Raw genomic sequence first — 13,503 nt, forward strand, 5'->3', positions numbered from 1 at the left:
TGAGCACCTCGCGCAGGGCCGCGCGCGTGGCCGCGCTGCGCGTGGCGTCCTCGGCGCGCAGGAAGCGCGCGGCGCGGGCTCGCTCGGCCGCATCGAGCGACGCGTAGGCCGGCGCGTCGAGCGGCGTGCCGAACGCGAAATCGACTCGCCACAGCCGCACGCCCGCGCGCGCCGCCGCCTCGGGCACCGCGAGCGATACCAGCCGATGCGGCGCAAGCGCCGAAGCCTGGGGCGAGGGGGAAGCGGTCTCGAAAGCGATGGCCATGGGCGGGAAGCCGGCGCGCGGCCGGATCAGGGAAAGAAGCCGCCGATCTTACCGGATTGCGCCGGGCGAATACGCGGCCGTGCCGCCCGGGCTCGCCGGGCGGCGCAGCACTTCGCCCGGCGGCTCGTCAGGCAGGGCCGCCTCGCGCAGCCAGCGCAGCACGATCGGCCACAGCGTCGCCTCGAAGCGGCTGTGGAAAAACGCGAAATGCCCGATCGCCTCGACCCCGATCCGCCGCGGCGCGAGGTGCAGATGCGTGATCGGGCTGGCCACGTAGTAGCCGAGCAGCCGCTCGGTGGCGGCAACCGTGCCGAAGGGATCGTCGTCGATGCTGATCGCCAGCAGCGGCGCCGTGAAGCGCGTGAAGCGCGCCACCATGGCGCGCCGCTCCTCGGGCGTCTCCAGGATCGGGGCGCGCGTGTACGTGTCCTCGAAGCGCGGCCGGCTACGGCTCCACGACAGCGCCACGCCGCGCGGCACGTCCTCCATCCAGCCGAGCCGGCTCGCCGGGAAATAGCCGAACAGCCGGCTGAGCAGCGGCATGACCAGGTGCCACTTGAGCCGCATCCGGGTGCGCGTCCACTTGCCGTAGTCGCGCCAGTGCGCGGTCTGTGCGCCGACCGTCACGGCGCGCCGGATCATGCCGTTCGAGGCGGCCAGCCCGCAGGTGAAGCCGCCGATGCTGTGCGCGACCAGGTCGACCGGCTGCCAGGGGAAGCTGCGCGCCACGTATTGCAGGATCGCCTCGCTGTCGAGCCGCCCCCAGTCGAGCCAGTTGGCGCGCAGGTCTCGCAGCGAGGCGGGACGCGACTCGCCGATGCCGCGATAGTCGTAGACCAGCGCGTCGAAACCCTGGGCGAACAGCCAGGTGGCAAAGCGGAAGTAATAGCGGCAGCGCACCGCCGTGGCGCACTGGATCACGACCACCGGGCGCGTCGCATCGACGGCGCGATGGCGCCACTGATGGCCGTGCAGCACGAAGCCGTCGGCGGCCTGCACCGAGAACGGCTCGGGCGGCAGCGGCAGGCTCGGCGGAACCTCGCTCATGGTCGCGTCTCCCTCGATCGGTATCGCGCCGCGACACCCGGCGGGCGCCGCGCGGGCTGTCGCGCCCGATGCGCCCGGTGCGCCCGGTGCGCCGGTCGCAGCGGCAGCGGCAGCGGCAGCGGCAGCGGCAGCGGCAGCGGCAGCGGCCACTGTGCCACAAGCCCCGGCCAGGCTGCAGCGAAGCGCGAGCCGCGCGGCACCGCCGCCGCGCTCAGCGCTTGGTCAGTTCCAGCGCGCCCAGCGCCCGCTGGCGCGCCGCGTCGTGATCGACGATCGGCTCGGGATAGGTTTGGCCGAGCACCACGCCGGCGGCCTCCAGCACGATCGGCTTGGCGCGCCAGGGCTCGTGGATCGCATCGGCGGGCAGCCGCGCCAGCTCGGGCACCCAGCGCCGCACGTAATCGCCCTCGGGATCGAACTTGCGCCCCTGCGTGACCGGATTGAAGATGCGGAAATACGGCGCCGCGTCGGCGCCGCAGCCGGCCACCCACTGCCAGTTCGCCGAGTTGTTGGCGATGTCGGCATCGACCAGCGTGTCCCAGAACCAGCGCTCGCCCGCGCGCCAGTCGATCAGCAGGTGCTTGATCAGGAAGGATGCGACCACCATCCGCACGCGGTTGTGCATCCAGCCGGTGGTCCACAGCTCGCGCATGCCGGCGTCGACCAGCGGATAACCGGTGCGGCCGCGGCACCAGGCGGTGAAGCCGGCCTCGTCGTCGCGCCAGGGCATCGCGTCGAAACGCTCGCGATAGTTGCGCGTCGGCAGTTCGGGGAAGTGGTAGAGCAGGCTGGTGTCGAACTCGCGCCAGCCCAGCTCGCTGACGAATTTCTCGATGTCGGCCGCCACCGCTGCCCCGTCCTCGCGCGCCGCCGCCATCGCCGCGTGCCAGACCTGCCGCGCCGACAACTGGCCGAAGCGCAGGTAAGGCGACAGGCGGCTGGTCGCCGGCCGGTCGGGCCGGTCGCGCGCCTCGCCGTAGCCGCGGATCTTCTTGTCGAGGAAGCGTTCGAGCAGTTCGAACGCGGCCTCCTCCGTCGGCACCCAGGCTTCGCGCAGGCCGCCGGCCCAGTCGGGGCGCGTCGGCAGCAGGCCGAGCGCGTCGATCTTCAACGCGCGGCGCGCGAGCGAGGCCGGCAGCGTGGGGAAGCGCCAGGTCGAGGGCTCGGCCAGCGGCGCGCTCACGTCGCCGCTCTTGAGCGCGGCGCGCCAATAGGCGGTGAACACCTGGAACGCGCCGCCGCTGCCGGTCTGCAGCTCCCAGGGCTCGCGCAGCAGCGCGCCGTTGAAGCTCTCGGCCTCGATGCCGGCCTCCTTCAGCGAGCGCTTGAGCGCGCCGTCGGTCTCGCGCGCGATGCCGTCGTAGCGGCGGTTCCAGTAGACCGCGCCGGCATCGAGTTCCCCGGCGAGCGCGGCGATGGTCTCGCGCTCGTCGCCCTCCAGCACCAGCAGGCGCCCGCCGTGCCCGGCCAGGCTCGCGTCGAGCGAACGCAGCGCGCCGTCGAGCCACCACCGCGCCGCGCCGCCCAGCGGGCGCGTACCCTCGCGCTCCAGCACGTAGACGCAGACGAAAGGCCGGCCCGATTCGGCGGCGCGCACGAGCGCCGGGTTGTCGGTAACGCGCAGGTCGTCGCGAAACCAGACGATCGCGGCTTGGGCTGAGGATTCGGCAGGCACGGGGCAGACTCCGGGAAGAACGGGTAATGACGGATCGATCGGACATGGCGGCACGGACATGGGCGCTCGCTCGATTGCGCGCCATTAAACCATGCAAGGGGACAGAGCGAACCGGGTTTCAGGCGCCCACTCGCCGCCGGCGCCCTTGCCCGCCGCCCGCTGCAACCAAGCCCTCAGCAATTTCCGCGCCGCCTGCCGGCACCCTGGCCGGGCCGGGAGGCGCCCGGCCCCGCCCTCGACGCGTTTCAATCGCCCGAGCCGGCCCGCTGCCGCCGAGCCCGGCCGCCGCCCGCCCGTTTGGAGTCGCGCGCCTAGCGACCGGCTTGGCGTTGCCGGCCGCCAAGCCTTATAAATCAACGAACCGGCACGAGACCCGCCAGGGCTGCACGGCACGCAAGCCGAAGCCGGAAAAACAGGAGGGAGACAATGGCGAAGCTGCAAACGGCAGGCGTCGGCTGGACCGACGGCAAACGCTACTGGTGGCTGCTCGGCGCGCTGACCATCACGCTGCCGATCTTCTCCGCGCACCTGGCGCTCAGCACCGGCTGGCATGTCTTCTGGTGGTTCGGCCCGCTGTTCGCGTTCGGCGTGATCCCGGTGCTCGACTGGCTGATCGGCGACGATGCCGGCAACCCGCCCGACGAGCTGGTGGCGGCGCTCGAAAGCGACCGCTACTACCGCTGGGTGGTCTACCTGGCCACGCTGGTGGTCTATGTCTCCTTCGTCGCCGCGATGTGGGTGCTGCGGCACGTGCCCCTGACCTGGTACGACTACCTCGGCTTCGCGATGTCGCTGGGCGCGGCCACCGGCGTGTCGATCAACACCGCGCACGAGCTCGGCCACAAGACCTCGCGCTTCGAGCGCTGGCTGGCCAAGATCACGCTCGCGCCGGTCGCCTACGGGCATTTCTTCGTCGAGCACAATCGCGGCCACCATGTGCGCGTGGCGACCCTGCCCGACCCGGCCAGCGCGCGCTTCGGCGAATCCTTCTGGGCCTTCCTGCCGCGCACCGTGTTCGGCAGCATCGCCTCGGCCTGGCGGCTGGAAAAGCGCCGGCTCGAACGCGAGGGGCACGCGAGCTGGTCGCCGCGCAACGAGGTGCTGCATGCCTGGGCCATGACAGCCGTGCTGTGGGGCGCCGCTCTCGCCTACTGCGGGCCGCGCGTGATCCCCTTCCTGCTGATCCAGGCCGTCTACGGCGCCTCGCTGCTGGAGGTGGTCAACTATGTCGAGCATTACGGGCTCGGCCGGCGCCGGTTGCCGAACGGCCGCTACGAGCGCTGCTCGCCCGAGCACTCCTGGAACAGCAACCACGTGGTGACCAACCTGTTCCTCTACCAGTTGCAGCGGCACGCCGACCATCACGCCAACCCGACGCGCTCCTACCAGGCGCTGCGCCACTTCGACCACTCGCCGCAACTGCCGTCGGGCTACGCGACCATGATCCTGCTCGCCTACCTGCCGCCGCTGTGGTTCCGCGTGATGAACCCGCGCGTGGTCGCGCACTATGGCGGCGACATGCGCCAGTCGAACATCAAGCCGTCGATCCGCGAGCGCGTGATCGCGCGTTACGCGGCGGGGGCCTCGGCTTGAGCGAGGCGGCAGCCGGCCTGCCGCCGTCGGCCCAAGCGACCCAAGCAGATCAAGCAGCTCGGGCGCCTCAAGGCTGCCATCCGCCGCCCAGCGCCTTGTACAACGCGATCAGGTTGCTCAGTTCCGCGAACCGGTCGTTGACCAGTTGCTGCCGAGCCGCATACATCGTGCGCTCGGCATCCAGCAGGACCAGGAAGCTGTCGGTCCCGTTGCGATAGCGCGCCTGCGCCAGCTCGTAATAATGGGTCGATGCGCCCAGGTATTCGCGATCCGACTGCACCTGCTCGACATAGGTCGCGCGTCCGGCCAGCGCGTTCGCCACTTCCTTGAAGGCGGTCTGGATCGCCTTCTCGTAGTTGGCGATCTCGATCTGCGTCTCGATCTTCGCCGCATCGAGCGAGGCCCGGCGGTTGCCGTAGTCGAAAATCGGCAGGCTCACGGTGGGCGCGAAGCTCCAGGCCCCGGTCGCCGCCTTGAACAGGCCCGACAGCCCGGTGCTCGCGGTCCCCGCCGAACTGGTCAACTGGATCGACGGGAAGAACGCGGCGCGGGCGGCGCCCACGTTCGCATTGGCGGCTTTCAGGTCGTGCTCGGCTTGGAGGATGTCGGGGCGGCGGGTCAGCAGGTCCGACGGCAGGCCGGCGTCAAGCGGCGGCAACTGGGCGGCATCCAGGGCACCGCCGCGCAGCAGCCCGTCGGGAACCGGGCAGCCGATCGCCGCCGCCAGATTGTTGAGATCCTGCTCCACCGCGCGCCGCTCGGCGATCAGGCTCGATCGCACGCTCGCATATTCCAGCTCCGCCTGCCGCACGTCCTGCATGGACGCATTGCCGATCCGCTCGCTTTTCAGGGTGAGTTCGTAGGTCTGCCGGTCCGCCTCGGCGGTCGCGCTCGCCACCTCGAGCAGGGACTGGTCGGCCACCCATTGGAAATAATCGGTGGCCACCGTCGCGATCAGGCTGATGCGCGTGCCCGCTCGCGCCGCGTCGGTCGACAGGTATTGCTCCAGCGCCTGGTGCTGCAGGCTGCGCAGCCGCCCGAAGAAGTCGATCTCCCATGAGGTCTGGCCCAGCGTCACGCTGCTCTGCCGGGTGGTGGTGCCCAGCGCGCGGGCGTTGTCGATCGCGCCCGTGGCCTCCACGGTGGGCAGCAGCGCCGAGCGCGTGATGCGGTATTGCGCCTCGAACTGCGCCACGTTCAGCGCCGCCACGCGCATGTCGCGATTATTGTCCAGCGCCAGCGCGATCAACTGCTGCAGGGCCGGGTCGCGAAAGAAGCCGCGCCAATCCACCTCGGCCGCCAGCGTCGCCGGGGCGGACGCGGCAGGCGCGGACGAGGCCGCGCCGGGCGCCTCGGCCCAGGCCGCCGGCACCGGCGCCGGCGGACGCTGGTAGCCGGGCTCCAGGGTGCAGGCGCCAAGGCCGATGACGCACAGCAGGCCGCCGAGCAAACGCCGCCTCATGCCTCGGCCTCCGGCGGAGTGCCCGCATCGGCGTGCCGGCCGCGCTCCTTGAACAGCTTGCGCACCAGGATGAAGAACAGCGGCACGTAGAACACCGCCAGCACCGTCGCGCCGAGCATGCCGCCCGCCACCGCGGTGCCGATCGCGCGCCGGCTCTCGGCGCCGGCGCCGCCGCTGAAGACCAGCGGCAGCACCCCGAACACGAAGGCGATCGAGGTCATCAGGATCGGCTTGACGCGCAGTCGCGCCGCCTCCAGCGCCGCGTCGAGCAGGTCGCGGCCCTGCTCGTGCAGTTCCTTGGCGAATTCGACGATCAGGATGGCGTTCTTGGTGGCCAGGCCGATGGTGGTGAGCAGCCCCACCTTGAAATAGATGTCGTTGGGCATGCCGCGCAGCGTCACGGCCAGCACCGCGCCCAGCGCGCCGAGCGGCACCACCAGCAGCACCGCGATCGGCATGCCCCAGCTCTCGTAGAGGCCGGCCAGGCAGAGGAACACGATCACGATCGAGATGCCGTAGAGATACAGCGATTGCGAGTTGGACAGGACCTCCTGATAGGACTGGCCGGTCCATTCCACCGAAAATCCCCTGGGCAGGCGCGCCGCGATCGACTCGATCGCCTGCATGGCGCCGCCGGTGCTGAAGCCCGGGCCCGTCTGCGCGGTCATCTCCATCGCCAGCATGTGGTTGTAGCGTTCGATCTGCGGCGACCCGAAGGTCCAGCGGGTGCTGGAAAAGGCCGACAAGGGCACCATCTGCCCGTCGAAATTGCTCGGCGTGGAGCCGGGCTGCAGCACCTCGCCGTTGGCCGCGCTGGTGCGCACGTACCAGCGCCCGATATCGTCCGGCATCATCCGGTACGGCGCGTCGGCCTGCACGAACACGCGCTGGATCCGTCCGTTGTCCACGTAGTTGTTGACGTAGGACGAGCCGAACGCGATCTGCAGGGTGTCGTTGATGTCGGAGATCGACAGGCCGAGCGCGCCGGCCTTCTCGCGATCGATGTCGATATGGAATTGCGGCGTGTCGTCGAGGCCCGCCGGATGCGTCTGCGACAGCGCCGGGTTGCTCGCGGCGAGGCTCATCAGCAGGTTGCGGGCCTGCAGCAGCTTCTCGTGCCCCTGCCCCGCCCGGTCCTCGATCTCGAAATCGAGCCCGCTCTGGTTGCCCAGGCTCGGGATCGCCGGCAGGTTCACGGCGAACACCTGGGCGTCGCGCAGGGACGAGAAATGGGCGTTCGCGCGGCTCATGATCGCGCCCGCCTGCTGGTCGGCGCCGCGGCGCCGGCTCCAGTCCTTCAGGCTGACGAACAGGATGGCATTGTTCTGGCCTTGGCCGTTGAAGCTGTAGCCGTCGATCGCCAGCACCTTGTCGGTGGCGGCCTCGTGATGCAGGAAATAATCCTCGGCCAGCCTGACCGTGCGATCGGTCACCGCGATCGGCGTGCCGGCCGGCGTCGATATCAGCACCACCAGCACGCCCTGGTCCTCGTCCGGCAGGTAGGAGGTGGGCAGCCTGGCCATCAGCCAGGCCAGCACCGCGAGGATCACGCTGAACAGCAGCAGGAAGCGCCGCGGACGCGCGAGGAAGGCCGCCAGCCAGCCCCGGTAGCGTTCGATGCCCTGTTCGATGAAGCGGCCGCCGCGGCCGCGCCGCGCCGTCGCATCCGCGCCGGGCGGCCGGAGCAGGGTCGCGCACAGGGCCGGCGTCAGGCTCAGCGCCAGCAGCAGGGACAGCACCATCGCCGCCACGATGGTGACCGAGAACTGCCGATAGATGCCGCCGGTCGAGCCGGAGAAGAAGGCCATCGGGATGAAGACCGCGGTCAGCACGGTGGTGATCCCCACCAGCGCGCCGGTGATCTGCTTCATCGCCTTGCGGGTGGCTTCGCGCGGGCCCAGCCCCTGCTCGCGCATGATCCGGTCGACGTTCTCGACCACCACGATCGCGTCGTCGACCAGCAAGCCGATCGCCAGCACCACGGCGAACATCGACAGCACGTTGAGCGACATGCCGGCGGCCCACAGCACCACGCAGGTACCGAGCAGGGCGATCGGGATCACCACCGCCGGAATCAGCGTGGCGCGCACGCTGCGCAGGAAGACCAGCATCACCAGGAACACCAGGATCACCGACTCGACCAGGGTCTGCACGACATCGACCATCGAGACCCTGACGAAGGGCGTGGTGTCGAACGGGTAATCCACCTCGACATCGGTGGGCAACTGCAGCCTGAGCTCGTCCACGCGCGCGCGCACCGCGCTGGCCACCGCCATCGCGTTGGCGCCGGTGGCCAGTTGCACCGCCAGCGCCGCCGCCGGCCTGCCGCCCATGCGCGAGGAGATATCGTAGGTGTCGCCGCCCACCTCGACGCGCGCCACGTCCTTGAGCAGCACCCGGGAGCCGCTGGTGTTCACGCGCAGCAGGATGTTGCCGAACTGCTCGGCGCTGCGCATCAGGCTGGAGGCCGTGATGGTCGCGTTGATCGCCTGCGAGGCGGTGGCCGGCGTGCCGCCCAGCTCGCCGACCGAGGTCTCGACGTTCTGGTTGGCGATCGCGGTGGTCACGTCGCTCGCGGTCAGGCCGAAGCTGTGCAGCTTGACCGGGTTCAGCCAGATCCGCATCGCGTGCTGCGGGGAAAACAGGTTCACGCCGCCCACCCCGTTGATCTCGCTGATCGGATCCTGCAGCTGGCTGGCCAGCAGGTTGCCCAGCTCGATCGAGTTCAGCCGCCCGCTGCGCGACGACAGCGACACCACCATCAGGAAATTGCTGCTCGCCTTCGAGATATTGATGCCCTGCTGCTCGACCACCAGCGGCAGCGAGGCGGACACCTGGCTCACCTTGTTCTGCACCTGCATCTGCGCGATGTCGGGGTTGGCCCCGGGGGCCAGCGTCAGGGCGATGGTGGCCTGGCCGGCATTGCTGCTCGACGAGGACATGTAGAGCAGGTGGTCGATGCCGCTCAGGCTCTGCTCGATCACCTGCGTGACATTGGCCGCCACGGTATCGGCCGAGGCGCCCGGGTAGGTCGCGACCACCTGGATCACGGGCGGCGCGACCGATGGATACTGCTCGATCGGCATCGAGCGCAAGGCCAGTGCGCCGGCGATCATCAGGACGCAGGCGATCACCCAGGCGAGGATCGGACGATCGATGAAGAAACGTGCCATGTGCGCCCCCGCTCAACCCGGCAGCGCGGCGGCGGCCGGCGTCGTGGCCTGCGGCGCGTGCGTGTCGGTAACCTTGACCGGTGCGCCGTCCTGAAGCTGGCTGGCACCGCTGATCACGACCCGGTCGCCGGCCTTCAGGCCTTGCGAGACGATCCACTGGTCGCCATAGGCCGTGTCGGCCTTCACGTTCACCTGGTGCGCCCGGCCGTCGGCGGCGGCCAGCCAGACCGTGGCCTGGCCGTCCGGCGAGCGCCCGACCGCCAGTTGGGGAACCAGCACGGCCTGCTCGTCGACGCCCTCCTCCAGCATGGCCCGCACGAACATGCCGGGCAGCAGTTCATGCTCGGGATTCGGCACCGTGACGCGCAAGGTCACCGAGCCGGTGGTCTGGTCGACGGTGATGTCGGAGAAGGCCAGGGTGCCGGGCAGCGCGTAGTCGGAACCGTCCTCCATCACCACCTGCACGGCCGCGCCGCGATCGTTCGCCCGCTTCAGGCGGCCCGCCTTGAATTCCTTGCGCAATCGCAGCCAGTCGACGCTGGGCCGGGTCACGTCCAGGTACATGCTGTCGATCTCCTGGACCGTGGCGAGCGCGGTGCTCTGGGTAGCGGTGACGAGCGCGCCCGCCGTCACGCTGGACAGGCCGATGCGCCCGGCGATCGGGCTCGTGATGCGGGTGTAGCCGAGATTGATGCGGGCCGACTCGAGCGCCGCGCGATCGGCCAGCACGTCGGCCTGATCCTCGTTGACGGCGGCCACGGCATCGTCGTAGTCCTGCTTGCTGACCGCCTGGATCTTGACCAGCTCGGCGAAGCGCGCGGACTTGGCCCGGGCATCCGAGAGCGTCGCCTCCGCCTTGGCCAGCACGCCGCGCGCCTGGTCGTAAGCCGCCTGATAGACCGCCGGATCGATCTGGTACAGCGTCTGGCCGGCCGTCACCGCGGCGCCTTCGGTGAACAGCCGTTTCTGGACGATGCCGGTGATCTGCGGGCGGACCTCGGCGACGTTCAAGGCCGAGAGACGCCCCGACAGCTCGGTGCGCCGCACGATCGCCCGCGGCGCCACGATCAGCACGCCCACCTCGGTGGCGGGCGCCGACGCGGCCGCGCCGTCGGCCGGATGTCCGGAACATCCGCCGAGCGTCGCCAGCGCCAGCAGCGTGCCGCCGAGGAAAGCCACGCGTACGGAAAGCCGCCCACGCATATCAAGACACTGAAAGGTCGACATATCGTCTGCTTGTGCTCGCTTCTGACCAGATGAAATTCATGCCCCGGCAACCCCGGACCCGCGGCTGGCGGCCTGGCGCGGGGTTCGCGACGCCAGCACGCTGTCGACCTCCGCCACGAAACCGCGCCACTGCGCCTCCATGTCCCGCAACCGCCGGCGACCGACGCCGGTCAGCGAGTAGTACTTGCGCGACGGCCCCGCTGCCGACTCGACCAGGTAGGTCGTGACGCAGCCCGCGGCCTGCAAGCGGCGCATCAGGGGATAGACCGTGCCCTCGCTCAACTCCATCGCCGACGACAAGGTCGACACCACGGCGTGGGCGTAGTTGTCCCCGCGCGCCAGCACCGCCAGCACGCACATATCGAGCGCTCCCTTCTTCAACTGCGTTTTCATCGATGTACGCGGCCAGTCTGTGCATAACAAGGATCCATGCAATGCACGATGAACGGGCGAGCCGACACCGCTTAGCCCGTTCATCCAGGCAAGACGGCGGCGGTCTGTATGGGTTTGCCCACGGCGCCGGTTCGGCCCGCGCCCGGCGAAGACGGAATGCCCGCGGCAGCTTCACGACGGCATCGCGACTCGCGGCCGGCAGCGGCCGTGGTCGCGTTGCCGCCGACATGCGGCAAGGGCGGTTGACACCACGCCGTGATTTCATCACGCATGCCCTTCCCCGTCTGTCGCATGAAATCGGGACATGGAAACCGGCGTGCCGGACGAGATGCCGGGGATGTCGATCGAGCCCGATCGAGCCCGCTTCTCCCGGCCGATCACCTCACCTCGGGCGCATCGATGCGAAGCGGCCGGAGCCCCCGGATTTCTTGTCCTGCCTTCCGGTGACAGCTCGCGCCGGGCCCCTGTGCTTTAATGAAGATGAGTGCACAAAGTAGACATCCGTTTCAAAAACATTAGCATCACTCAATATGTCGTTCCTGAATATCGACTTTCACGGATCGGACAATTGAATTGACTTTCCTCCTGTCGTGCCAGAAACAAAGGGAGATTCCGGCTGCTCGACCTCAGCACCTCGAACCAGGCTCGACGCCAGGGCGAGCGCTGCGCCCGCCGCGGCTCCCTTGCCCGATGAGCCCGCTTGCCGGCTCACAGAAAAATATCGATGAATTTGAATTCGCCGGGACAGGAATTCGGCAATTCTCGCGATCAATCGGAAAACAGATGAATATCCATTCTCCAGTGACATGCCGGATGGGCAGTCCTGAGCATGATCAGTGAGGGGGCAAGGTCCATGTCGACCACTCGGTATTTCAAGCGGAACTTCTGGTCCCTGCTCGTCACGATGCTGCTGTCCTGCACCAAGGCCGCATTCACGGTGGGCTTGCTGGCCTATATCAACTACGTCGCCACGCAGGGCCTGCACAAGTCGCCGCTCGACACGCTGCTGACCGGGCTCGGTCTGCTCGGCGCGCTGCTGCTCTCCGACGGCGTGTCCCAATACGTGCAGGCCGGCCTGGGCAGCTCGCTGGTCGCGCAGTTGCGCCGCGACCTGTCGAGCCGCTTCATCGAGATCGAGTATCACCTGCTGGCCGGAAAAAAAGCCTCCGTGTTCGGCGCGCTGATCGAGGATATCGGGAGGATCAGCCCCGCCATCGTGATCATGCCGCATCTGTTCTACAACGGCATCTTCGTCATCATCTGCGCCACCTACGTCGCGATGTTGTCGACCAAGCTGTTCCTGGTGCTGATCGGCGGGCTCGGCATCGCCTCCCTGGTTTCCTTCCTGCTGGTCAGGTCGACCGGCAGGCGCTTCGACGAAATGCGCGTCAGCGAGGAAGCCTTGTTCGAACATTTTCGAACCATCGCCGACGGCAAGAAGGAAATGCTCCTGAACCGGAGCCGGGCCGAGCATTTCGCCGACACGATCCTGCAACCGGCCATCGAACAGGCGCAGAAGGTCAGCAAGCAGACCTACCTGAACTGGAACCTGAACCAGGCATGGATGCCAACCGCCATCTACGGCACCATCTTCATGGTGGTCTACTTCGGCTACATGAGCTTCTCGCTGCCCGCGGAGCTCATCATCCGCTTCGTGATTGGCTCGCTGTTCATCATCGGCCCGCTCAATTTCCTGATCGAATCCGGTCGGCAGGTCGGCACCGGCCTGAGCAGCTGGCGCCATCTCGAACGGGTCGGCCTGGACCTGCGCGACGGCCCGCAAACGCCGATGCTCGAGCACGCCGACCAGCCCCTCGCTCAATGGCGGACCATCCAGGCCAGCGAGCTCGCCTATCGATACCCCGAAAGCCCGGCCGAGAGCCGGGGCATCGGGCCGCTGAATTTCCGCATCGATCGCGGCGAGATGATCTTCATCATCGGCGGCAACGGCAGCGGCAAGTCGACCATGATGCACATGCTCTGCGGGCTGCTGCCCGCGGGTTCCGGCCGCCTCTACCTGGACGGCCAGCCCGTCGATCCGGAGTCGCGCGGCTATCGGGAGAAATTCTCGAGCGTGTTCGGCGACTTCTATCTGTTCGACCACGTGATCGACCAGCAAGGCGCGCTGCTTCCGGATGCGCGCACGCGCGGATACCTGAGCGACCTGGAGCTGGACAAGCAGGTGTTCGTCGAGGACGGCCGCCTGTCGCAAACCAATCTCTCGACCGGACAGCGCAAGCGGCTCGCGCTCCTGCAGTGCTACGCCGAGAACCGCGAAATCTGCCTGTTCGACGAATGGGCCGCCGACCAGGATCCGCACTTCCGCGAGCATTTCTACCTCGAGCTGCTGCCGAACCTGAGACGCCAGGGCAAGACCCTGATCGTCGTCAGCCACGACGATCGCTACTTCCACGTGGCGGACCGGCTGATCAAGCTGGAGCTCGGACGCATCGCGTTCGACAAGGCGCCCGAGCCGAACCCGGCAGCGGGTTCGAGATCCGGGGAACCCGACTCATCGCGATCGGGCCTGCCGAGCGAGGCCGACAAGGTCGTCGGCTAGCAAGCCGGGCAGGGCCCCCGCGCCATCCCTCCGGACCACCGATTCGAATCGACCAGGCCAGTGCATCGGCCGGTATCGCGCTGCACGACTATTCATTGGCAGATCAAC

Annotated in this window: 9 protein-coding genes and 1 pseudogene; 2 read left to right on the forward strand and 8 right to left on the reverse strand. The window is 68.7% G+C overall.

Annotated elements, in window-relative coordinates:
- The 3 genes and pseudogenes from F3J18_RS05700 to F3J18_RS05710 form a co-directional block, all read right to left on the reverse strand.
- Nucleotides 1-265, reverse strand: a pseudogene (locus tag F3J18_RS05700) (4'-phosphopantetheinyl transferase); the annotation flags it as partial.
- 48 nt (nucleotides 266-313) lie between these two features.
- Nucleotides 314-1,312, reverse strand: coding sequence for an alpha/beta fold hydrolase (locus F3J18_RS05705; protein ID WP_025101569.1), 999 nt, complete (start codon nucleotides 1,310-1,312; stop codon nucleotides 314-316).
- Nucleotides 1,313-1,523: 211 nt separating this feature from the next.
- Complete coding sequence (locus tag F3J18_RS05710) at nucleotides 1,524-2,987, reverse strand: deoxyribodipyrimidine photo-lyase (RefSeq protein ID WP_166911865.1); 1,464 nt, start codon at nucleotides 2,985-2,987, stop codon at nucleotides 1,524-1,526.
- Nucleotides 2,988-3,413: 426 nt separating this feature from the next.
- Between F3J18_RS05710 and F3J18_RS05715 the strand changes: the two genes are divergently transcribed.
- A complete protein-coding gene (locus F3J18_RS05715) occupies nucleotides 3,414-4,580 on the forward strand; it encodes an alkane 1-monooxygenase (protein WP_166911867.1) in 1,167 nt (388 codons plus the stop codon).
- 67 nt (nucleotides 4,581-4,647) lie between these two features.
- Here F3J18_RS05715 and F3J18_RS05720 read toward each other — a convergent pair whose 3' ends face one another.
- From F3J18_RS05720 to F3J18_RS05740, 5 genes are all read right to left on the reverse strand, one after another.
- Nucleotides 4,648-6,042 carry an efflux transporter outer membrane subunit gene (locus F3J18_RS05720; protein ID WP_166911869.1) on the reverse strand — a complete coding sequence of 465 codons (1,395 nt, stop codon included), beginning with the start codon at nucleotides 6,040-6,042 and terminating at the stop codon, nucleotides 4,648-4,650.
- The gene (locus F3J18_RS05725; protein ID WP_166911871.1) at nucleotides 6,039-9,215 is read right to left on the reverse strand and encodes an efflux RND transporter permease subunit; all 3,177 of its coding nucleotides are present in this window, start codon (nucleotides 9,213-9,215) and stop codon (nucleotides 6,039-6,041) included. The genes F3J18_RS05720 and F3J18_RS05725 overlap by 4 nt, the downstream gene beginning before the upstream one ends.
- A gap of 12 nt (nucleotides 9,216-9,227) precedes the next feature.
- Complete coding sequence (locus tag F3J18_RS05730) at nucleotides 9,228-10,394, reverse strand: efflux RND transporter periplasmic adaptor subunit (RefSeq protein WP_345891711.1); 1,167 nt, start codon at nucleotides 10,392-10,394, stop codon at nucleotides 9,228-9,230.
- A gap of 84 nt (nucleotides 10,395-10,478) precedes the next feature.
- The gene (locus F3J18_RS05735; protein ID WP_166911875.1) at nucleotides 10,479-10,835 is read right to left on the reverse strand and encodes a PadR family transcriptional regulator; all 357 of its coding nucleotides are present in this window, start codon (nucleotides 10,833-10,835) and stop codon (nucleotides 10,479-10,481) included.
- A 553-nt stretch (nucleotides 10,836-11,388) separates the two neighbouring features.
- Nucleotides 11,389-11,643, reverse strand: coding sequence for a hypothetical protein (locus F3J18_RS05740; RefSeq protein ID WP_166911877.1), 255 nt, complete (start codon nucleotides 11,641-11,643; stop codon nucleotides 11,389-11,391).
- Between the two features lie 45 nt (nucleotides 11,644-11,688).
- Between F3J18_RS05740 and F3J18_RS05745 the strand changes: the two genes are divergently transcribed.
- Nucleotides 11,689-13,395 (forward strand): cyclic peptide export ABC transporter, encoded by a 1,707-nt coding sequence (locus tag F3J18_RS05745; protein WP_166911879.1) that lies wholly within the window; start codon nucleotides 11,689-11,691, stop codon nucleotides 13,393-13,395.
- Nucleotides 13,396-13,503: the final 108 nt, after the last annotated feature.

Origin of the sequence: Burkholderia sp. Ax-1720, from assembly GCF_011753035.1 — a bacterium.
GTDB lineage: Bacteria > Pseudomonadota > Gammaproteobacteria > Burkholderiales > Burkholderiaceae > Burkholderia > Burkholderia gladioli.

Coding starts and splice junctions, on each gene's coding strand:
- F3J18_RS05705 (WP_025101569.1), bottom strand. CDS start 1,312: ATGAGCGAGGTTCCGCCGAGCCTGCCGCTGCCGCCCGAGCCGTTCTCG.
- F3J18_RS05745 (WP_166911879.1), top strand. CDS start 11,689: ATGTCGACCACTCGGTATTTCAAGCGGAACTTCTGGTCCCTGCTCGTC.
- F3J18_RS05735 (WP_166911875.1), bottom strand. CDS start 10,835: ATGAAAACGCAGTTGAAGAAGGGAGCGCTCGATATGTGCGTGCTGGCG.
- F3J18_RS05715 (WP_166911867.1), top strand. CDS start 3,414: ATGGCGAAGCTGCAAACGGCAGGCGTCGGCTGGACCGACGGCAAACGC.
- F3J18_RS05740 (WP_166911877.1), bottom strand. CDS start 11,643: ATGTCACTGGAGAATGGATATTCATCTGTTTTCCGATTGATCGCGAGA.
- F3J18_RS05725 (WP_166911871.1), bottom strand. CDS start 9,215: ATGGCACGTTTCTTCATCGATCGTCCGATCCTCGCCTGGGTGATCGCC.
- F3J18_RS05720 (WP_166911869.1), bottom strand. CDS start 6,042: ATGAGGCGGCGTTTGCTCGGCGGCCTGCTGTGCGTCATCGGCCTTGGC.